Raw genomic sequence first — 21,192 nt, 5'->3', positions numbered from 1 at the left:
TGTTGTGTTCGACAACGTGCGCGCCGACATCGCCACCACCCTCGACGAGATCCGTGAGGCCGGCCTGTTCAAGCCGGAGCGGGTGATCGGCAGCCCGCAGAGCGCCGAGGTCACCGTCACCTCCGGCGGCCGCCCCGGCGAGGTGCTGAACTTCTGCGCCAACAACTACCTCGGCCTGGCCGACCACCCCGAGGTGCTCGCCGCGGCCAAGGACGCCCTGGACCGCTGGGGCTACGGCATGGCCTCGGTCCGCTTCATCTGCGGCACCCAGGACGTGCACAAGGAGCTGGAGAACCGCCTCTCGGCCTTCCTCGGCCAGGAGGACACCATCCTCTACTCCTCGTGCTTCGATGCCAACGGCGGCGTGTTCGAGACCCTGCTGGACGACCGCGACGCCGTCATCTCCGACGCGCTCAACCACGCCAGCATCATCGACGGCATCCGGCTCAGCAAGGCCCGCCGCCACCGCTACGCCAACCGCGACCTGGCCGACCTGGAGCAGCAGCTCAAGGAGACCCAGGACGCCCGCCGCCGCCTGATCGTCACCGACGGCGTCTTCTCCATGGACGGCTACGTCGCCCCGCTGCGCGAGATCTGCGACCTGGCCGACCGCTACGACGCCATGGTCATGGTCGACGACTCGCACGCCGTCGGCTTCGTCGGCGCCGGCGGCCGCGGCACCCCCGAACTGCACGGCGTGATGGACCGGGTGGACATCATCACCGGCACCCTGGGCAAGGCGCTCGGCGGCGCCTCCGGCGGCTACGTCGCCGCCCGCCGGGAGATCGTCGCCCTGCTGCGCCAGCGCTCCCGCCCGTACCTGTTCTCCAACTCGCTGGCCCCGGTGATCGCGGCCGCCTCGTTGAAGGTGCTCGACCTGGTCGAGCAGTCCAACGAGCTGCGCGAGCGGCTGGCGGCCAACACCGCGCTGTTCCGCTCGAAGATGACCGAGGCCGGGTTCGAGATCCTGCCGGGCGACCACCCGATCGCCCCGGTGATGATCGGCGACGCGGCGAAGGCCGGCCGTCTGGCCGAACTCCTGCTGGAGCGCGGCGTGTACGTGATCGGCTTCTCGTACCCGGTGGTCCCGCACGGCCAGGCCCGGATCCGGGTGCAGCTCTCCGCGGCCCACTCCACCGAGGACGTGGAGCGCGCCGTCGCCGCCTTCGTGGACGCCCGCGCCGCGCTGGAGGGCTGACGCCCACGAGGGGTGACTCCCGGCAGGGCCGACCCCCACGAGAGGGTGACCCCCACGAGAGGGTGACCCCCAGGAGGGTTGACCCCCCCAGGAGGGTTGACCCGCACGGGGGTTGACCCCCACAAGCTGCCCGCGGGGCCGAGCCGCTCGGAACCGGCCCGTCCCCGCGGGCTCACAACCGCCCTGCGGTGGTGGTGAATCGATTTCCCGCCACCGCCGCGCGGCCCGAAGACCAACTGCCCCACCCTCCCGCCTCGGGGGTGGGACACCGGCCCGCACCGGTGTCCCACCCCCGTTCGCGGTTCTGCCTCCAGTTCACGTTACCGGCCAGTAATTTGGCTGATCATCATCTCCTTCGGGGCCGGGTTCGATCACTAGGCTCGTCGTGATCACATCAAGTGGACCGAGGGAGCAGCGCGTGATGGCACGACCCCACCGAACCGGCGGACATCGGACGGCGAGCGCCGCCCTCGCCCTGGCGCTCGGGCTCGGGCTCGCAACGGGTGCGGTGGCACAGCCTGCGGCCGCCGCACCCGTGTCCGGGTCCGCAGCCGTGCCGGCCGACGTGCCGGCCGCCGCGTCGGCACTCGGCGGCTTCCGGCTGGCGGACATCACCGCCCGGGACGGCATCGTACTCAAGGCCGACGTCTTCACCCCGCCCGCCGGAACCCCGGGCGCCGACGCCCGGGGTCGCTACCCGGTGGTGGTGCAGCCTGCGAGCTGGGGGCAGAACGACCTGGAGTACGTCGCCCAGGGGCACCGGTTCGCCGCCGCCGGGTACGTCGTCGTGACGTACACCGTGCGCGGGTTCTGGGGCTCGGGCGGGGAGGTGGACGTCGCCGGGCCCAAGGACGTCGCCGACATCTCGACGGTGATCGACTGGGCCCTCGCCCACACCCCGGCGGACCCGGACCGGGTCGGCATGATCGGCCTGTCGCTCGGCGGCGGCCTCACCCTCCTCGGCGCCGCGTTCGACCCGCGGATCAAGGCCGTCGCCTCGCTCAGCGGCTGGGCCGACCTGACCGACGCGCTGTACAGCGGGCAGACCCGGCACACCGCCGCCGCCACCAGGCTGGCCCGGATCGAGGGCCTGACCGGCCGCAAGAGCCCGGAGTTCGCGGCCGCCCTGGACGACCTGTTCGGCGACCACGACCTGCCCGACGTGATCGCCTGGGCGAAGCTCCGCTCGCCCGCCGCCTACCTGGACCGGATCAACGCCAACGGCGCCGCCGTCTACCTCGCCAACGGCTGGAGCGACAGCTTCTTCAACCCCGGCCAGATGACCGACTTCTACCGGCGGCTGACCGTCCCCAAGCGCCTCGAACTGCGCCCCGGCGACCACGCCAGCCAGGAGTTCACCGGCCTGCTCGGCTTCTCCAACGCCACCTGGGACGACGCCCGCGGCTGGCTCGACCAGCACCTCAGGGGCGTGGCGGGCGCGGGCCTGCCGCCGGGCGTCGACCTGGAGGTCCGCCCGGGCGGTGCCCACGAGGCGTACCCGGACTGGGACTCGGTCGCCTCCCGCACCGAGCGGCTGGACCTCGCCGGCACCGCCACCGTCCGCGGCGACCGGCCGTCCGGTGCGAGCGGCGGCACGGTGCTGCTCTCCGGACTGGTCGACCAGTGGCTGCACCAGCCGCCGACCGTCCTGGTGCCGCTGCTGGACCGCGGGGCGGCAGCCGTCCGGCAGTCGGAGCCGTACGGGCAGGGCCTCGCCGTGCGCGGGGCCGTCCGGGTGCACACCACCGTGACCAGCTCGGCGCCGCAGGGCACCACCGTCGCGTACCTCTACGACGTGGACGCGCTCGGCGCCGGGCGGCTGATCGCGCACGCCCCGCAGAGCTGGTCCGGCCAGCCGGCCGGGCAGTCCTTCCCGCTGGACGTCACGCTGTTCCCCACCGCGTACGACCTCCCGGCCGGCCACCGGCTCGCGCTGGTGCTCGGCACCCAGGACGGCCTGTACGGCGGCGAGACACCGGCGGGCAGCACGGTGACCTTCGGTCCGGCGGACGTCTCGCTGCCCGTCCGCTGAGCCCGGCGCCGCCCCGCCCTCCCGCAGTCGGAGGGCGGGGCGGCGGCGGGTCGGACAGGCCCCCCGGGCGGTCGGTCCGGGGACGAGCCAAGCCGTGGGCGACCCCCGGGGTCAACAGCTGAGATGAATCCGGACGGAAAATACGTCAACAGACGTAATCGGGCGCGGCTCAGAGGCGGCGGCGGAACACGTCCGTGACGGTGTTGGTGTCCCCCGGCACCAGGTTGCCGTCCTCCGCGTCGAACAGCACCGTGCCGCCCTCGGCGTCGACGTACGGGTTCTGCGCGGCGGCGGTGCTCTGGGAGCCGTCCGAGGCGAGGCTGACCCGCTCGATCCGGCCGGTCCACAGGTCGCGGCGGAACACGTCGGAGGACTGGTTGGTGTCGTCGGCGACCAGGTCGTCCGCGGCGGAGTCGAAGTAGACCCAGCGCCCGTCGGCGGTGATCGCCGGGTCGTAGGAGCCGTCGGTGGGCGTGGTGCCGGGCAGCGGGGTGTTGACCAGGGTGACCGTGCCGGTGACCAGGTCGTGGACGTACAGGTCCATCCGGAGGCCGTGGCTGCCCGGGCGGGGGTCGATGCCGTAGGTCGGCATGCCGTACAGCGCGTAGCGGCCGTCGGGGCTGAGCCGGGCGTCCATCAGGCCGACGCCGCGCTCGGCGCCGGTGGTGTCCACACTGGCGACGACGGTCCGGCCGGTGGCGGCGGACCAGACGTAGTACGGGTAGAAGCGTGGGCCCGCCAGCTCGGCGTCGGCGGCCGCCGGGGCGGCGGGGGTGCCCGGGGCGGGGTCGGTGAGGTTCGAGGCCCGGGAGACGAAGCCGACCGTGCGGCCGTCCGCGCTGATCGTCGGACGGTAGGAGTGGTTGTCCGCGCCGGTGCCGCCGGTGCCGCCCGAGGGGCCGGTGGTGACCAGCCGGGTGGTACGGGTCCAGCGGTCGGTCACATAGATGTTGATCTTCCCGCGCCGGATGCCGGTGGTCAGGTCGGTGCGGTTCGAGGCGTAGGCGACATAGCGGCCGTCCGCGCTCAGCGTGGGGTTGTCCGCGCTGCGGATGGTCTCGTCGTCGTCGGTGGCGAGCAGGCCGCCGGTGATCAGCTCGGTGCGCCCGGTCCAGCGGTCGCGGACGAACACGTCGTTCGCGTGCTTGGCCTGGCCGGGGACGACGTTGGTGGCGGCGGTGCTGAACGCCACGAACCGGCCGTCGGCGCTGAGCGAGGCGTCCGTGGTGGGGGCGTTCAGCTGCGAGCCGTCGTCGGCGACGCTGACCCGCTCGAGGTGGCCGTTGCGCAGGTCGCGGACGTAGACCTCGCCGGAGTTCGGGGTGCCGGTGGACGGCAGCAGGTCGGTCGCGCTCGACGAGAACAGCGCCGAACGGCCGTCCGCGCTCAGCCCGAGCCCGGTCGAGGCGCCGTTCAGCTGCTCCCCCTTGAAGCCCTCGCTGACCCGGGCGGTGTCGCCCTTCGGCGGCCGGGCCTCGGCGGCGGGCATCACGGCGCCGACCGCGAGGGCGGCCACCAGGACGCAGCCGGCGCGGGCGAGCCGGCGGCGGGAACGAGCGGTGATCATGGACATCCTCCCCTGATGACGAGTACCGGGCCCCGGAGTCCCCGGCCCGGTCCGTCCCCGAGCCAAGCGCCGGGCGGACCGGGCGGTCAACGGGCCGAGACGATCTCGCGCCGAAATACGCCACCGGTGGTACTGCCCCGGAACGAGCCCGGCAACGGCCCCGGGAACCGCACCCCGGACGGACCGCCGCGCCGCGCTGGCAGAATTGGGCGTGTGATCGACGCACGACGGCTGCGGACCCTCCGGGCCGTGGCGGACCACCGCACCGTGACCGCCGCGGCGGCCGCCCTCTACCTGACCCCCTCCGCGGTCTCCCAGCAGCTGGCCGCCCTGGAACAGGAGACCGGCCACCACCTGCTGGCCCGGGAGGGCCGGGGTGTGCGGCTGACCGCCGCCGGGGAGATCCTGCTCGGCCACGCCGACGCGGTGCTCGCCCAGCTGGAGCGGGCCGAGGCCGACCTCGCCGCGTACAGCGCGGGCGTCGCGGGCGAGGTCACCGTCGCGTCCTTCGCCACCGGCATCTCGCACGTGCTCGCCCCGGCGATGGGCCTGCTGGCCGGCCGGGCCCCCGGGGTGCGGCTCAAGGTGCTGGACGCCGAGGGCGACGCCAGCCTCCCGATGGTGCTGGACGGCCGCGCCGACCTCGCGGTGGCCGTCGAGTACCGCGGCGCCCCGCGCGCCGACGACGCCCGGCTGACCAGGGTCCCGCTGTACGCCGAGCCCTTCGAGGCGGTGCTGCCGCTGGCCCACCCGCTGGCCGCCGAGGCCGGTCCGCTGGCGGTGGCCGCGCTGGCGGACGAGCCGTGGATCGGCCCCTACCCGGGCAACCCGTGCCACGACGTGGTCCTGCTGGCCTGCGAGCACGCCGGCTTCCAGCCGCGCCTGCTGCACTCCTCCGACGACTTCCGCGCCGTCGTCGCCCTGGCCTCGGTGGGTGCGGGCGTCGCCCTGGTGCCGCGCTCCGCGCTGCGCGGGGTGGACCTGGACCGGGTGGCGGTCCGCCCGGTCGACAGCGACCTCGCCACCCGCCGGGTCTTCGCCGCCGTCCGGGCCGGCGCCGACGGGCACCCGCTGCTCCGCCCGGTCCTCGACTCCCTCGCCGAGGCCGCCGCTGCGGGCGCCTGACGCCCTGACGCCCGGGCTGACCGGGCGTCAGGCGCCGCGGATCAGCGCTGGATCTCGACCCGGGCCCGCTCGTTCGGCGTACCGATCTCCCAGAACCGGGCCGTGCCGCGCGCACTGCCGTAGGCGCCCGTACCGCCGGTGACCGCCATGTCGAGCGGGACGCCCGATCCGTTCGTCCAGAGCGACTGCATCGTCAGCGAGCCGCCCTGGACCTCGATGGTGAGCAGGCAGTGCTTGGTGACCTCCGCACCGTGGATCTGGACCACCTGGCAGGTGCCGCCGCCGCGGCCGACCTCGCGGCCGTCCTGGACGGCGCCGCCGGAGTAGACGTCCTGGTCGCCCAGGCTCGGCCCGGCCGGGCCGAGGTCCAGGGCCTCGTACTGGTCGTTCCGGACCTGGAGTTCGAGCACCTCGACCCGGCCCCGCCGCGGGGCGTCGGCGTCCGCGCTGCCCACGGCGGCGAGGCCGATCGCGGCGGTGGCCAGCGAGGCGGCGACGAACCTCCGGGCCGTCAGGTACCTGTTGCTGCTTGCGGTGGTGGCCATGGTGGACCCCTTCGTGGAGAACCCTGCTGCGAACTCCCTCGACGCTATGACCGGCCGGTCCGCCCCCGCCAAGACCAATTCCGCTATCGCGTCATGCCCGCCCGGGCATGACCGCCAACGGCGACCCCCGCCCCACCCCCGTGCCCCCTCCCCGTGCCCCCGCCCCGGTGGGACGGCGGGCGGGATCGTGCCCGAACCGCCGTGCGGCGGACCGCGTAGGGTGGCGGGAACCATGACCGGCCGCACTCCAGGAGCCCCCATGACCTCGACCGTCGTCCCCGCCGACCCCGCCGGCCCGCTGCCGGTCGGGGTGATCGGCCTCGGCGACATCGCGCAGAAGGCGTACCTGCCGGTGCTCACCGCCCTGCCCGGGCTGGACCTGCGCCTGATGACCCGGGACCGGGCCAAGCTGGACCGGCTGGGGGAGGCCCACCGGATCGACGCCGCAAGCCGGTTCACCGACCTGGGCGCGCTGATCGACAGCGGCATCCGGGCCGCCTTCGTGCACGCGGCCACCGACCAACACGTGCCGATCGTCGAGCGGCTGCTGGGCGCCGGGGTGGACGTGTACGTGGACAAGCCGCTCGACTACACCGTGGACGGCGCCCGTCGGCTGGTCGACCTCGCCGACCGGACCGGCCGCTCGCTGATGGTCGGCTTCAACCGGCGCCACGCCCCCGGCTACGTCCAGGCGTTGGAGCGTCCGCGCGACCTGATCGTGCTGCAGAAGAACCGCGAGGGCCTGCCCGAGGCCGCCCGGTCGCTGGTCTTCGACGACTTCGTGCACGTGGTGGACACCCTGCGGTTCCTGGTACCGGGCGAGATCGAGCAGGTGGACGTCCGGGCCCGCAAGGACCGCGAGGGCCTGGTGGAGCACGTGGTGCTGACGCTCGGCGGGGAGGGCTTCACTGCGCTCGGCATCATGAACCGGGTCTCCGGCTCGACCGAGGAGGTGCTGGAGGTCTCCGGCGGCGACTCCAAGCGGGAGGTGCGCAACCTCGCCGAGGTGATCGACCACCGCGGCCAGCCCACCGTCCGGCGGCGCGGCGACTGGGTGCCGGTGGCCCGTCAGCGCGGGATCGAGCAGTGCGTGCTGGGCTTCCTGGACGCCGTCCGGGCCGGGAAGACCCTGGACGCCCACGACGCGCTGCGCACCCACGAGTTGTGCGAGCTGATCGTGGAACGGATCGGGTAGCGCCGGGCAGAGCCCCGGTCGAACCGGGGGATTGCTGGGAGCGGGCTGGAAGGAGCCTGGGAGACAACCGAATCGACGCTTCCGCAGGTCATCGGGCCGGAACCGACAGTTCATTGACGAGGTCTTGTCGGGGCATTTTCTACGCGCGTATCTTGAGGGCGCCGCGGGGGAACGGGAGCCGTCCCCCGCTCTCTCCGACCTTCCTTCTACACGAGTAGCGTCCGCTGCCCGAGCTAGGAGCCATGCCCCGGTGACCACCGCCCCCGCACCCCGCCCCCGCAGAGCCGCCCTGTTGCGCGCCGCCGTCGCCCCGGCCGCACTCGCCGTCTCGCTGGTGCTCGTCCCTCTGCCGTCCGCCGTCGCGGCCGGCGCGGCCGCCGCCCCGCCCGCGCCCACCGAGGCCGGGCCGCTGCGGATCCACGACATCCAGGGCACCACCCGGGTCTCCCCGCAGGCCGGAAAGCCGGTCACCGGCGTGCCCGGAATCGTCACCGGCGTGCGCGCGTACGGCAGTTCCAAGGGATTCTGGCTGCAGGACCCGAACCCGGACGCCGACCCGGCCACCAGTGAGGGCATCTTCGTCTTCACCGGCGCAAACCCGACCGTGAAGGTCGGCGACTCGGTGCTGGTCAGCGGCAAGGTCACCGAGTACTACCCGAACTACTCGGGCGGTTCGCAGTCCGTCACCGAGCTCACCGGCCCCGCCGTCACCGTGCTCTCCGCCGGCAACCCGCTGCCCGCCCCCGTGGTGGTGGACACCCGCAACATCCCCGGCAGCTACGCCCCGCCGGCCGGGCCCGACGGCAGCATCGACGCCGGGCGGCTCGACCCGGAGAAGTACACCCTGGACTTCTACGAGTCGCTGGAGGGCATGCTCGTCCAGGTCAAGGACGTCCGGGTGATACAGGCGACCGACAAGTACAACGAGCTCTGGGTCGCCGCCGACCGGCAGGACCAGCGCAGCAAGCGCGGCGGGGTGCTCTACGAGTCCTACCGCGAGCCCAACGTCGGCCGCCTGATGGTGCAGCAGCAGGCCGCCGTCACCCAGCAGCCCTTCCCGGTGGCCAACGTCGGCGACGAGCTGACCGGCACCACCACCGGCCCGCTGGACTACAACGCCTTCGGCGGCTACACCCTGGTGGCCGGCACCCTCGGCACCCTCAAGGACAACCACCTCCAGCGCGAGGTCACCCCGCAGGCGAGCGAGCGCGAACTCACCGTCGCCACCTACAACGTGGAGAACCTGGCCGCCACCAACCCGGACGCCAAGTTCGCCCAGCTGGCCCAGGGCGTCGTCACCAACCTGCGCTCGCCCGACATCGTCGCCCTGGAGGAGATCCAGGACAACAACGGCGCCAAGAGCGACGGCACCGTCGACGCGAGCCAGACCGTCGCCAAGTTCCTCGCCGCGATCAAGGCGGCCGGCGGCCCCGCCTACGACTGGCGCTCGGTCGACCCCCAGGACGGCAAGGACGGCGGCGAGCCCGGCGGCAACATCCGCCAGGTCTTCCTGTTCAACCCCCAGCGGGTCTCCTTCACCGACATCCCCGGCGGCAGCGCCACCACCGCCGTCGGCGTCACCGGCACCGGCGCCGCCACCGCGCTCACCGCCTCGCCCGGCCGGATCGCGCCCACCGACGACGCCTGGACCAACAGCCGCAAGCCGCTGGTCGGCCAGTTCGTCTTCCGTGGCCAGAAGGTCTTCGTGATCGCCAACCACTTCAACAGCAAGGGCGGCGACCAGGGCATCGACAGCCGCTTTCAGGCCCCGACCCGCAGCTCCGAGGTGCAGCGGGTTCAGCAGGCCACCGTCGAGCAGGCCTTCGTCGCCGGACTGCTGGCCGCCGACAAGCAGGCCAGGATCGTCTCGCTCGGCGACTTCAACGACTACCAGTTCTCGCCCGCGCTGGCCGCGCTCACCAAGGGCGGCGTGCTGCGCGACCTGGTCAACGAGCTGCCGGAGACCGAGCAGTACTCGTACGTCTACCAGGGCAACTCCCAGGTGCTCGACCACGTCCTGGTCAGCCCCGAGCTCGGCCACGCCAAGTACGACGTGGTGCACATCAACGCCGAGTTCGCCCAGCAGGCCAGCGACCACGACCCGCAGGTGGTCCGCCTCAGGCCCTGACCCGAGCCGCGGCTATCCTGCCTCCGTCGTCGGCGACCGCCGGCGGCGGAGGCGGCATCGCGTGACGGGGGCGGGCATGGCGGGTACGGCGGACGCGGCAGGTGCGGACGGCCCGGAAGGCCCGGCAGGCCCGGCGGGTGCGGCAGGTTCGGCGGGTGCGGAGGCCACGGCCCGCCCGGAGTACCGGATCGAGCGGATCGGACCGGACGACTGGGAGCGGCTGCGCACCATCCGGCTGGCCCAACTCCTCGACACCCCGCTGGCCTTCGGCGAGACCCACGCGTACGCGCTGCTCCAGGGCGAGGGCAACTGGCGGGCCCGCACGGACTGGCTGAACGAGCCCGGCCGGATCGGCCTGGTCGCCGTGGACGCGGACGACCGGTGGGTCGCCACCATGCTCTCGATCCCCAGCCGCAAGACCGCGACCGTCGACCTGATCGGCGTCTGGGTCGACCCGGCGCACCGCGGCCGCGAGCGCGGCGTCGCCGACGCCCTGCTGGACGCGGTGATCGCCTGGGCCCGGGAGGGCGGCGCCGAGTGGATGCTGCTGGGCGTCCACGAGGCGAACGACCGCGCCGCCGCCTTCTACCGGCGGCGCGGCTTCACCTACACCGGTGGCGAGACGCCGTACGTGCTGGACGAGCGGGCCCGGATCCTGGAGATGGTCCTCCCGCTGGGGTAGGGCGCCGCCTGATCCACAGGACCCGCCCTACCGGGCCACCCGGCGGTTCACTTCACGTACTCCGCGAGGTGCTCGCCGGTCAGCGTCGAGCGGGCCGCGACCAGCTCGGCCGGGGTGCCCTCGAAGACCACCCGCCCGCCGTCGTGCCCGGCGCCCGGCCCGAGGTCGATGATCCAGTCGGCGTGCGCCATCACCGCCAGGTGGTGCTCGATCACGATCACCGACTTGCCGGAGTCCACCAGCCGGTCCAGCAGCCCGAGCAGCTGCTCGACGTCCGCCAGGTGCAGCCCGGTGGTCGGCTCGTCCAGGACGTAGACCCCGCCCTTGTCCGCCATGTGGGTGGCCAGCTTCAACCGCTGCCGCTCACCGCCGGACAGCGTGGTCAGCGGCTGCCCGAGGCTGAGGTAGCCCAGGCCGACGTCGGCGAGCCGCTCCAGGATCCGGTGCGCGGCCGGCAGCTTCGCCTCGCCGTCGCCGAAGAACTCCTCCGCCTCGGTCACCGACATCGCCAGCACCTCACTGATGTCCCGGCCGCCCAGCCGGTACTCCAGCACCGCGGCCTGGTAGCGCTTGCCCTCGCAGTCCTCGCAGGTGGTGGCCACCCCGGCCATCATCGCCAGGTCGGTGTAGACCACGCCGGCGCCGTTGCAGGTCGGGCAGGCGCCCTCCGAGTTGGCGCTGAACAGGGCCGGCTTCACGCCGTTCGCCTTGGCGAAGGCCTTGCGGATCGGCTCCAGCAGCCCGGTGTAGGTCGCCGGGTTGCTGCGCCGGGAGCCCTTGATCGCCCCCTGGTCGACCGAGACCACGCCCTCGCTCGGCGGGATCGAGCCGTGGATCAGCGAACTCTTCCCCGAGCCCGCCACCCCCGTCACCACGGTCAGCACCCCGAGCGGGACGTCCACGTCCACGTTCCGCAGGTTGTGGCTGTTCGCGCCGCGGATCGCCAGCGAGCCGGTGGGCTTACGGACCTCCTCCCGCAGCGCCGTCCGGTCCGCCAGGTGCCGGCCGGTGACGGTGCCGCTCCGGCGCAGCCCGGCCACGCTGCCCTCGAAGCACACCGAGCCGCCCGCCGCACCCGCCCCGGGGCCGAGGTCGACCACGTGGTCCGCGATCGCGATGGTCTGCGGCTTGTGCTCCACCACCAGCACCGTGTTGCCCTTGTCCCGCAGCCGCAGCAGCAGGTCGTTCATCCGGCTGATGTCGTGCGGGTGCAGCCCGGTGGTGGGCTCGTCGAAGACGTACGTGGTGTCCGTGAGCGAGGAGCCCAGGTGGCGGATCATCTTCACCCGCTGCGCCTCGCCGCCCGACAGGGTGCCGGAGGGGCGGTCCAGCGAGAGGTAGCCGAGGCCGATCTCGACGAAGGCGTCCAGCGCCTGCCGCAGCGCGTCGAGCAGTGGCGCCACCGAGGGCTCGTCCAGCGCCCGGACCCAGTCCGCGAGGTCGCTGATCTGCATCGCGCAGGCGTCGGCGATGCTGACACCGCCGATCTTCGAGGAGCGGGCGGCCTCGCTCAGCCGGGTGCCCCCGCACTCCGGGCAGGCGGTGAAGGTGACGGCGCGCTCCACGAAGGCCCGGATGTGCGGCTGCAGCGCCTCCTTGTCCTTGGACAGCATGGACTTCTGGAGCTTGGGGACCAGGCCCTCGTAGGTCAGGTTGACCCCGTTGACCTTGACCTTGGTCGGCTCCCGGTACAGGAAGTCCTGGAGCTCCTTCTTGGTGTACCTGCGGATCGGCTTGTCCGCGTCCAGGAAGCCCGAGTTGGCGTAGACCCCGACCGTCCACCAGCTGTCCGGCTTCCAGCCGGGGATCAGGATCGCGCCCTCGGTGAGCGACTTGGTGTCGTCGTACAGCTGGGTGAGGTCGATGTCGGAGACGCTGCCCCGGCCCTCGCAGCGCGGGCACATGCCGCCGGTGATGCTGAAACTGCGCCGCTCCTTGACCGTCCTGCCGCCGCGCTCCACGGTCACCGCGCCGGCGCCGCTGATCGACGGGACGTTGAAGGAGAAGGCCTTGGGGGAGCCGATGTGCGGCGTGCCCAGCCGGCTGAACAGGATCCGCAGCATCGCGTTGGCGTCGGTCGCGGTGCCGACGGTGGAGCGCGGGTCGGCGCCCATCCGCTGCTGGTCGACCAGGATCGCGGTGGTCAGGCCCTCCAGGACGTCCACCTCGGGGCGGGCCAGGGTCGGCATGAAGCCCTGGACGAAGGCGCTGTAGGTCTCGTTGATCAGCCGCTGGGACTCGGCGGCGATGGTGTCGAAGACGAGCGAGCTCTTGCCGGAGCCGGACACCCCGGTGAACACCGTCAGACGGCGCTTGGGGATGTCGACGCTGACGTCCTTGAGGTTGTTCTCGCGTGCCCCGTGCACGCGGATCAGGTCGTGGCTGTCGGCGGCGTGCGGCTCGGCCATCGTTCTGTTCGCTCCGTGTCTCTGTGGCTTCTCGGTGGCTTCTCGGCGGTTCTTCGGTGGCTCTTCGGGGCTCTTCGGTCGGCGCCCCGGGCCCGCCCCGGCCGGTCGTGGCCGGGTCGGGCCCGGGGAGGGGTCAGCGGACTTCGTTGAAGCGGACCATGTTGCCCGCCGGGTCGCGGAAGGCGCAGTCGCGGATGCCGTACGGCTGCAGGGTCGGCTCCTGGACGAGCTCGGCGCCGCCGGACTTCAACCGGTCGAACACCGCGTCCAGGTCGGCGGTGGCGAGCACCACCCGCGCGTACGTCCCCTTGGCCATCATCTCGGTGATGGTACGCCGCTCGTCCTCGGTGATGCCCGGGTCCGCGAACGGCGGCTCGAGCACCAGCGACACGTCGGGCTGGTCGGCGGGACCGACGGTGATCCACCGCATCGGGCCGCCGCCGACGTCCTTGCGGACCTCGAAGCCGAGCAGGTCGCGGTAGAAGGCCAGCGAGGCCTCCGGGTCGGTGTGGGGGAGGAAGGTCCAGTGAATGCTGATGTCGTTCATGACTGCAACGCTAGGCGCGGTCCCCGGGCGGGCGCTTCTCGAAAACTGATCGCCTCCCCGGACGGCCCGGACGGCCCGGACGGCCCGGACGGCCCGGACGGCCCGGACAGGCCGATGGCCCGGACAGCCCGACGGCCCGACGGCCCGCCCCCCGTGCGGACCGGTGTCCGGGGGCCGGGCCGTCGGGCTCGGTCGTGCGGCTCGCGCGGCTGCTCAGGCGCGGCAGCGCAGCATCTCCAGTGGCGGGTGGGCGAGCACGTCCGCCCAGAACTCCTCGCCGTACTCGCGCAGGCCTTCCTCGGAGATCCGCAGCGGCACCCACTCCAGCCCGGTGAACCCGGCCGCCCGCAGCGCCTCCTCGTAGACCTCGCGGCGCGGGACGGTGCCGAGGATGCTGATCGGCCGGGGGTCGAGGAGCGCGGTGACCCGCACCCGCGGTCCGATCTCACCCTGCTCGCCGGTCGGCTCGCAGCGGAAGCCGTACTGCTCCAGGGTGAGGCAGTCGAAGGCGTAGTCCGGCTTCTGGGCGAAGACGACGAGCTCCCCGCCCGGCAGCAGGCTGCGGTGGATGTTGCGACACATCCGGTCCAGGGCGGCCCGGTCCTCCGCGTAGTTGAGGCACTGCACCGCCAGCGCCACGTCGAACTGCCGCTCCAGCTCCCGAAGTTCGGCCACGTCGCCGACCTCGTAGCGCACCCCGAGCGGGTCGCGCTCCTCGAACGACCGGGCGGCGGCGACCATCTCGGTGGAGATGTCTACCCCGAGCACGTCCGCCGCGCCGCGCCGGCGCAGCTCCCGGCTGTAGAAGCCGGTGCCGCAGGCGAGGTCCAGGACGCTCCTGCCACGGACGTCCCCGACCAGGCCGAGCACGCTCGGCACCTCGCCGTAGCGGGTCAGCGGCAGTGCCTTGAACCCCTCGAACGCCTCACCGATCAGGTCGTACTGCTGCACGCTCATCGTGTCGTCCTCCCGTGTGCGCAGCCCTGTGCTGTGCTGGGAAGTCTGGCGGAGCCTGACGCGCCGTCGTACTGGCGGAAGCCACGAATCAGCGGCGCCGCGCGAGGTGGACGGTGATGTCCGCCTCCAGTGCGACCCGCTCCGGCAGCACCGTCAGGATCCGGCGGAACACCTCCGCCCGGGTGTCCTCCGGCAGCAGCAGATAGGCCGAGACCGTCGACAGATGGCCGAGGTACTCCGCCGCAGCCATCGTCAACCGCCGTGGCTGCACCAGCTGTTGCGCCTGGTCGAACCACTCGGAGCGGCGCAGCTCGGTGCCCGGCCACTGCAACGCCCGCTCCGGCGGCGTGCCGTCCGGGGACGGCACGTCATCGCTCGCCAGGAACGGCGCCCGCACCACCCGTACGGCCTCCGCCAGTTCGGGGTCGGCCAGCTGGACGGGCCCGCCGAAGCAGGCGAACACACCGCCCGGGCGCAGCAGTTCGGCCACCCGCCGCCACCGGCCCACCGGGTCGGTCCAGTGCAGTGCCGCCGCCGCGTACACCAGGTCGTACGGGCCGTCCGGCGGCAGCTCCTCGAACGCGGCCCGCACCGTCCGGACGTTCCCCGGGGCGTGCCGGCGCAGCTCGGCGAGCATGGCGGGGTCCGGCTCGGTCGCGGTCACGGCGACGCCGCGCCCGGCGAACAGCCGGGTGGCCTTGCCCGTTCCGGCCCCGATCTCCAGCGCCGTCCGCACCGGCCCGCCCGCCTGCACCGCCGCGTACTCCGCGACCAGGTCGAAGAGCTCCGCCGGATACCCCGGCCGGTAGCGCTCGTAGGCCGCCGCCACCGTCCCGAAACTCAGCGCGCGCTCAGGCACCCGGAGCCTCCGGCAGGGCCAGCCACTCCTCCCAGCCGAGGTCGCGCCCCAGGAACCGCGGCTGCCGGAACGGCCACTGCGCGGCGATCCACCGCGGCACCAGCGCGTCCAGCGCCCGCTCCACCTCGCCGCCGACCAGCTCGTCCACCACCCACCAGGCGATCTCGCCGTCCGCCCCGACCCGCTCCGGCGGATCGATGTACACGCACCCGCGCACCGCCGTCTCGGCCGCGTCCAGCAGCACGTAGTTGAACGACTGGTGCGCGGCGATCTCCCGCTCGTGCCGGGCCAGGTCCACCCGGTTCGCCTCGGCCGTCATCGTCTCGGCCGGCCACCCCCAGGCCGGCCCGAACATCCCGAACAGCCGCTCCCGCGACCCCATCACCGCCGGATAGTCCATCGGCGCGTCGGCCTCCCGGATCGGCCGCAGGTGGTACGCCCCGTCCAGCAGCGGCACATGGACGGGGTGGACGAAGTCAGCAGGAAGCCAGGTCATGCCGCCGAGGCTATCCGCGAACCGACCGCGAACCCAGCGGATAACTCACCCGCGGCCGGGGCAGGGCCTGGCCTGGTCCACAAGTCCCGCCTCACTCCCCGGACTTCGGCGGCGGCCACTCGTACGGGGGCAGCCTGCGGTGCACGGGGCGGTCGTTCACCGTCTGCGATTCCTTGTAGGAGGCGTAGCGAATCCTGCCGAAGGAGACCTCTCCGTCCCGGTGCACGTCCACCCCCTCGTTCGGGAAGGAGATCCATCCCGCTCCGGCCTGCGGCCCCGACACCCAGGGGGTGACCACGCTGCGCACGTTGGTCTCGCCGGCGACCACGGTGCCCCGCTTCTTCTCGGGGTCGGTGATCTTCACGCCCGTTTCGGTGAAGGCGATGCGGCTCTTCTTCCCGTCCGGTCCCTCCGCCCAGTGCGTGGTCACGCCGTTCAGGTCGGCCCGGTCGGCCCAGACCGTCCCCCAGGCCCTTCCCTGGCCGTGGAACACGTTCAGCCCGTTCGGCGGGAACTCGATCCACCCGTCGCTGTCGTCCGGCCCCTGTACCCACGCGGTCTTCACGCCGTTCACGTCGGCCCGGTCGGCCCAGACCGTCCCCCGGTCCTGCTTGCCCTCCTTGTGCACGTGCACGCCGCCCTGCGGGAAGTCGATCCATCCGTCGCCGGCGTCGCGGCCGTGCACCGTCCTGGCGTTCACGCGGTCCGCGTCGACCTTGTCGGCCAGGACGGATCCCGGGGCGCCGGTCCCGTCGTGGACCTCCACCCCGGTCGCGGAGAAGGCGACCCGGCTCCTGCTCGGCGCCTGCTCGACCCACGGGGTGCGTGTCCCGCTGTCGTACTCGGGGACGAGCGCGTGGACCGTGGTGGTGAGGAAGTACCCCTGGTGCTGCTGCGCGGCGGTGGTCGTCCCGGCGACGAGCGTGTAGGTGGTGCCCCGCCTCGGCGCGGCGGGGGGCGACCAGCTGTAGGACCGCTGGGTCACCTGCGGCCCTTGGGCCGCCGACTGGACGAGCACCTCGTTCCCGCGCGGATCGCGGATCCAGTAGTCGAGGTTGTCCGGGCCCTCCCACGCCAGCACGACGTTCTGGCCCGCGTCCACGTCGACCAGGGAGCTCCGCTCCGGGCGGAAGTTGCGGGGGGTCCTCGGTGCCTGCTTCACCAGCCCGAGCGTGGTGGTGAAGGTCGCCCGCCGCACGGGGAGGTTGTCGTCGCCGCCGCCGGAGCGCTCGTGGATCTTCAGCCGGACCAGCCCCGCCAGGTCGGAGACCGGGATGTTCTCCAGTTTCAGGACCAGCGACTCCGCGTCCGGCAGGGTCAGCCTCCCCCCGGAGGGGTCGTGCGCCCGGAAGCGGCCGAGCGTCTTGTCCCAGTCGAACGCCGGTTCCGGCTCCCGGTTGACGGTGTAGTCCTTCTCGATGCTCGCGCTGATCGCCGTGGGGTCGCCCGTCAGGTCGTCGGGGCCGTTGCCGACCGGTATCTCCACGTCGATGAAATCCCACCGCACCTGGGACTGGTGGGTGTTGGAGACGATCACGTACACCGTTCCCACGGACGGTGCCCCGGGCTGCGACGCCGAGAGCGTGGTGGGATCGGTGAGGATGGCGTAGTTCAGCAAGGACGGCACGATCAGGACTCCCTACTCCGGCGCTTCACACGATGCGGCAGAAGGCGCGCAGTCGAGGCTCGGTGCTGGCGGTGCTAGGGCCCGTCTTCAAACCCCCGCCTGCGGGGCGACGCTGGGGCACGCACCTCGCCGCGTTGTCGTCGGTCGCCAATGCGCTGCATTGGGCTCCCTCCTCCGCCTTGCGATGCACGCACCCCAACGCCGCCCCGCCCGCCCTCCGGGCGAACGACGGGGGTTTGAAGACGGGCCCTAGTATCTCGGTCGGGCGGGCCGTCTCCCGTGGCCGTGCGGCCACGCGGGGCAGCACCCACAGCATCGTCCCGGCGGGCGGTCCGGGAGCCGCGTTCCCGGATGACTGGCCCGAACAGAGCCCCCGGCGGCCGAAACCGAGAGCCGGCGCGCAGTCTCCCGTGCGGCGGAAAAACAAGCAGGCATGATTGCTTTTTTCTCGGCCCGGTGCCACGCTGCTGCCCGACGGCGCTCGTGACGGGTGGCGTCAACAGGCCGGTAGGGGAGGCGCTTTGGTGCGCGGAGGATCGGTGCTGCGGGTCGGCAATGCCTCGGGGTTCTACGGGGACCGGTTCGCGGCGGTGCGGGAGATGCTGACGGGTGGGCCGTTGGACGTGCTCACCGGGGACTACCTCGCCGAGTTGACCATGCTGATCCTGGCGCGGGACCGGCTGCGGGACCCGTCGCTCGGGTACGCCCGGACGTTCCTGCGGCAGATGGAGGAGTGCCTGGGCCTGGCCCGGGACCGGGGTGTCCGGATCGTGGTGAACGCGGGGGGCCTCAATCCGGCCCGACTCGCGGAGCGATTGCGGGAGTTGGCGCAGCGCCTGGGCGTGCCGACCGCCGTCGCCCACGTCGAGGGGGACGACCTGCTGCCGCGCCGGGAGGAACTCGGCCTGCCCGACGGCCTGTTGGCCGCCAATGCCTACCTGGGCGGGTTCGGCATCGCCGCCTGTCTCGGAGCGGGGGCGGACGTGGTGGTGGCCGGGCGGGTGACGGACGCCGCACTGGTGACCGGCCCGGCGATCGCCCACTTCGGCTGGGGCCAGGGCGAGTTGGACGCCATGGCCGGGGCGGTGGTGGCCGGGCACGTGCTGGAGTGCGGGGCGCAGGCGACCGGCGGCAACTACGCCTTCTTCGGCGAGCACGACGTGGACCGCCCGGGCTTCCCGCTGGCCGAACTGCACGCCGACGGCTCCAGCGTGATCACCAAGCACCCCGGGACGGGCGGGGCCGTCACGATCGGCACGGTCACCGCCCAACTCCTGTACGAGACCGGCGGAGCGCACTACCTCGGCCCCGACGTGACCGCCCGGCTGGACTCCGTGCGGCTCACCGAGGAGGGCCCGGACCGGGTGCGGATCGACGGCGTACGCGGCGAGGCCCCGCCGCCGACCCTCAAGGTCGGCCTGAACCGGCTGGGCGGCCACCGCAACGAGGTGGTCTTCGTGCTGACCGGCCTGGACATCGAGGCCAAGGCCGCCCTGGTACGACGGCAGTTCGCCGCCGCCCTGCCGCCCGAGGCCCGTCCGGCCGAGCTGCGCTGGACCCTCGCCCGCACCGACCATCCGGACGCCGACACCGAGGAGGCCGCGTCCGCCCTGCTCCGGCTGACCGCCCGGGACCGGGATCCGGCCAAGGTCGGCCGTGAACTCGGCAAGGCCGCCGTGGAGTTGGGTCTCGCCGGGTATCCGGGCTTCCACCTCACCGCCCCGCCCGGCCCGGGCGCCCCGTACGGGGTGTTCACCGCCGCGTACCTGGACGCCGAGCTGGTCGAGCACACCGCCGTCCTGCCGGACGGTCGCCGGATCGTCGTTCCGCCCGCCCCCGTCACCAGCCAAGTCGCCGCTGTAGTGAATGAGTTGCCCGCACCCCTGCCCCCGGGCCCGACCCGCCGCGCCCCGCTCGGCCGGGTGCTCGGCGCCCGCAGCGGCGACAAGGGCGGCGACGCCAATCTGGGCGTCTGGGCCCGCACCGAGGACGCCTGGCGCTGGCTGGCGCACACCCTCACCGTCGACCGAATGCGCGAACTGCTCCCCGAGACCGCCGACCTGCCCGTCACCCGGCACCTGCTGCCGAACCTCAGGGCCGTCAACTTCACCCTCACCGGCCTGCTCGGCGAGGGCGTCGCGGCCCAGCACCGCTTCGACCCGCAGGCGAAGGCCCTGGGGGAGTGGCTGCGCTCGCGCCACCTCGACATTCCGGAGGCCCTGCTGTGACCGTCCTGCCCACCCGCGTCGACCCGGCCGGGCCCGAGTACGCGGAGCACCGTGCCGCGATGGTCGCCAAGTTGGCGGAGCTGGACGCCGAGCACGCCAAGGCGTTGGCAGGCGGCGGCCCCAAGTACGTGGAGCGCCACCGCAGGCGGGGCAAGCTGCTGGCCCGGGAGCGGATCGAGCTGCTGGTGGACCAGGACTCGCCGTTCCTGGAGCTGTCCCCGCTGGCGGCCTGGGGCAGCGACCACCCGGTGGGCGCCGCGCTGGTCACCGGCATCGGGGTGGTCGAGGGCGTGGAGTGCGTGATCACCGCCAACGACCCCACGGTGCGCGGCGGCGCCAGCAACCCGTGGACGCTGCGGAAGGCCCTGCGGGCCAACGAGATCGCGCTGCAGAACCGGCTCCCGCTGGTGAACCTGGTCGAGTCGGGCGGGGCGGACCTGCCCAGCCAGAAGGAGATCTTCATCCCGGGCGGCGCCCTGTTCCGCGACCTGACCAGGCTCTCGGCGGCCGGGATCCCCACCGTGGCCGTGGTGTTCGGCAACTCGACGGCCGGCGGCGCCTACGTGCCGGGGATGTCGGACCACACCGTGCTGGTCAAGGAGCGCGCCAAGGTGTTCCTCGGCGGCCCGCCGCTGGTGAGGATGGCGACCGGCGAGGAGGCCGACGACGAGTCGCTGGGCGGCGCCGAGATGCACGCCCGCAGCTCCGGCCTGGCCGACCACTTCGCGGTGGACGAGGCGGACGCGCTGCGGATCGCCCGCCGGATCGTCGCCCGGCTGGAGCACCGCAAGCCGGGCCCGGACCCGGACCGCGCCGCCGAGCCGCCGAAGTACGACGAGGAGGAGCTGCTGGGCATCGTCCCGGGCGACCTCAAGGTGCCCTTCGACCCGCGCGAGGTGATCGCCCGGATCGTCGACGGCTCCGACTTCGACGAGTTCAAGCCGCTGTACGGCACCAGCCTGGCCACCGGCTGGGCCCGGCTGCACGGCTACCCGGTGGGCATCCTCGCCAACGCCCAGGGCGTGCTGTTCAGCGCGGAGTCGCAAAAGGCCGCCCAGTTCATCCAGTTGGCGAACCAGCGGAACACCCCGCTGCTGTTCCTGCACAACACCACCGGCTACATGGTCGGCCGGGACTACGAGCAGGGCGGCATCATCAAGCACGGCGCGATGATGATCAACGCCGTCTCGAACTCCAAGGTCCCGCACCTGTCCGTGCTGCTCGGCGCCTCGTACGGGGCGGGCCACTACGGCATGTGCGGCCGGGCCTACGAGCCGCGCTTCCTGTTCTCCTGGCCGAGCGCCAAGTCCGCGGTGATGGGCCCGCAGCAGCTCGCCGGGGTGCTCTCGATCGTGGCCCGCCAGTCGGCCGCGGCGAAGGGGCAGCCGTACGACGAGGACGCGGACGCGGCGATCCGGGCGATGGTCGAGCAGCAGATCGAGGCGGAGTCGCTGCCGGTCTTCCTGTCCGGCCGGCTGTACGACGACGGCGTGATCGACCCGCGCGACACCCGTACGGTGCTGGGCCTGTGTCTGTCCGCGATCCACAACGCGCCGGTCGAGGGCGCGCGTGGCTACGGCGTCTTCCGGATGTGAGAG

Annotated in this window: 16 protein-coding genes; 8 read left to right on the top strand and 8 right to left on the bottom strand. The window is 73.1% G+C overall.

What is annotated here, in order from left to right; genetic code table 11:
- Positions 1–4 precede the first annotated feature (4 nt).
- Together ACIQWA_RS02880 and ACIQWA_RS02875 are read left to right on the top strand one after the other, a co-directional pair.
- The gene (locus ACIQWA_RS02880) at positions 5–1,198 is read left to right on the top strand and encodes a glycine C-acetyltransferase (protein WP_360243854.1); all 1,194 of its coding nucleotides are present in this window, start codon (positions 5–7) and stop codon (positions 1,196–1,198) included.
- A 421-nt stretch (positions 1,199–1,619) separates the two neighbouring features.
- Entirely contained in the window at positions 1,620–3,230 is a 1,611-nt protein-coding gene (locus ACIQWA_RS02875) for a CocE/NonD family hydrolase (protein WP_402477283.1), read from the top strand.
- A 169-nt stretch (positions 3,231–3,399) separates the two neighbouring features.
- On the opposite strand, the gene ACIQWA_RS02870 is transcribed toward ACIQWA_RS02875, so the two are convergent.
- Entirely contained in the window at positions 3,400–4,797 is a 1,398-nt protein-coding gene (locus ACIQWA_RS02870) for a TolB family protein (RefSeq protein WP_402477281.1), read from the bottom strand.
- A 213-nt stretch (positions 4,798–5,010) separates the two neighbouring features.
- Between ACIQWA_RS02870 and ACIQWA_RS02865 the strand changes: the two genes are divergently transcribed.
- A complete protein-coding gene (locus ACIQWA_RS02865) occupies positions 5,011–5,922 on the top strand; it encodes a LysR family transcriptional regulator (RefSeq protein ID WP_360243863.1) in 912 nt (303 codons plus the stop codon).
- A 41-nt stretch (positions 5,923–5,963) separates the two neighbouring features.
- Here ACIQWA_RS02865 and ACIQWA_RS02860 read toward each other — a convergent pair whose 3' ends face one another.
- Positions 5,964–6,467, bottom strand: a complete 504-nt coding sequence (locus ACIQWA_RS02860; RefSeq protein ID WP_402477278.1) for a hypothetical protein — start codon at positions 6,465–6,467, stop codon at positions 5,964–5,966.
- 298 nt (positions 6,468–6,765) lie between these two features.
- Between ACIQWA_RS02860 and ACIQWA_RS02855 the strand changes: the two genes are divergently transcribed.
- The 3 genes from ACIQWA_RS02855 (at position 6,766) to ACIQWA_RS02845 (ending at position 10,472) form a co-directional block, all read left to right on the top strand.
- A complete protein-coding gene (locus ACIQWA_RS02855; protein WP_402477867.1) occupies positions 6,766–7,662 on the top strand; it encodes a Gfo/Idh/MocA family protein in 897 nt (298 codons plus the stop codon).
- Between the two features lie 250 nt (positions 7,663–7,912).
- Entirely contained in the window at positions 7,913–9,790 is a 1,878-nt protein-coding gene (locus ACIQWA_RS02850) for an endonuclease/exonuclease/phosphatase family protein (protein WP_402477276.1), read from the top strand.
- Between the two features lie 76 nt (positions 9,791–9,866).
- Positions 9,867–10,472 (top strand): GNAT family N-acetyltransferase, encoded by a 606-nt coding sequence (locus ACIQWA_RS02845; RefSeq protein ID WP_402477274.1) that lies wholly within the window; start codon positions 9,867–9,869, stop codon positions 10,470–10,472.
- A gap of 47 nt (positions 10,473–10,519) precedes the next feature.
- On the opposite strand, the gene ACIQWA_RS02840 is transcribed toward ACIQWA_RS02845, so the two are convergent.
- The 6 genes from ACIQWA_RS02840 to ACIQWA_RS02815 all read right to left on the bottom strand — a co-directional run bounded on the left by ACIQWA_RS02840 (position 10,520) and on the right by ACIQWA_RS02815 (position 17,366).
- Complete coding sequence (locus ACIQWA_RS02840) at positions 10,520–12,880, bottom strand: ATP-binding cassette domain-containing protein (RefSeq protein ID WP_402477271.1); 2,361 nt, start codon at positions 12,878–12,880, stop codon at positions 10,520–10,522.
- 133 nt (positions 12,881–13,013) lie between these two features.
- On the bottom strand, positions 13,014–13,427 hold the full coding sequence (locus ACIQWA_RS02835; protein ID WP_360243878.1) for a VOC family protein: 414 nt from the start codon (positions 13,425–13,427) through the stop codon (positions 13,014–13,016).
- Between the two features lie 213 nt (positions 13,428–13,640).
- The gene (locus ACIQWA_RS02830; RefSeq protein ID WP_402477269.1) at positions 13,641–14,384 is read right to left on the bottom strand and encodes a class I SAM-dependent methyltransferase; all 744 of its coding nucleotides are present in this window, start codon (positions 14,382–14,384) and stop codon (positions 13,641–13,643) included.
- A gap of 88 nt (positions 14,385–14,472) precedes the next feature.
- Positions 14,473–15,243 (bottom strand): class I SAM-dependent methyltransferase, encoded by a 771-nt coding sequence (locus tag ACIQWA_RS02825; RefSeq protein WP_402477266.1) that lies wholly within the window; start codon positions 15,241–15,243, stop codon positions 14,473–14,475.
- Positions 15,236–15,739, bottom strand: coding sequence for an N-acetyltransferase (locus tag ACIQWA_RS02820; protein ID WP_402477264.1), 504 nt, complete (start codon positions 15,737–15,739; stop codon positions 15,236–15,238). Before ACIQWA_RS02820 ends, ACIQWA_RS02825 begins: the two co-directional genes overlap by 8 nt.
- Positions 15,740–15,830: 91 nt before the next feature.
- Positions 15,831–17,366, bottom strand: a complete 1,536-nt coding sequence (locus ACIQWA_RS02815; RefSeq protein WP_402477261.1) for a hypothetical protein — start codon at positions 17,364–17,366, stop codon at positions 15,831–15,833.
- A gap of 524 nt (positions 17,367–17,890) precedes the next feature.
- Between ACIQWA_RS02815 and ACIQWA_RS02810 the strand changes: the two genes are divergently transcribed.
- Together ACIQWA_RS02810 and ACIQWA_RS02805 are read left to right on the top strand one after the other, a co-directional pair.
- A complete protein-coding gene (locus tag ACIQWA_RS02810) occupies positions 17,891–19,594 on the top strand; it encodes an acyclic terpene utilization AtuA family protein (protein ID WP_402477259.1) in 1,704 nt (567 codons plus the stop codon).
- Positions 19,591–21,189, top strand: coding sequence for an acyl-CoA carboxylase subunit beta (locus ACIQWA_RS02805; RefSeq protein WP_402477256.1), 1,599 nt, complete (start codon positions 19,591–19,593; stop codon positions 21,187–21,189). The genes ACIQWA_RS02810 and ACIQWA_RS02805 overlap by 4 nt, the downstream gene beginning before the upstream one ends.
- Positions 21,190–21,192 lie beyond the last annotated feature (3 nt).

This window comes from Kitasatospora sp. NPDC098652 (assembly GCF_044760155.1).
Taxonomy (GTDB): domain Bacteria; phylum Actinomycetota; class Actinomycetes; order Streptomycetales; family Streptomycetaceae; genus Kitasatospora.
This window is presented reverse-complemented; position numbering and strand designations above follow the sequence as displayed.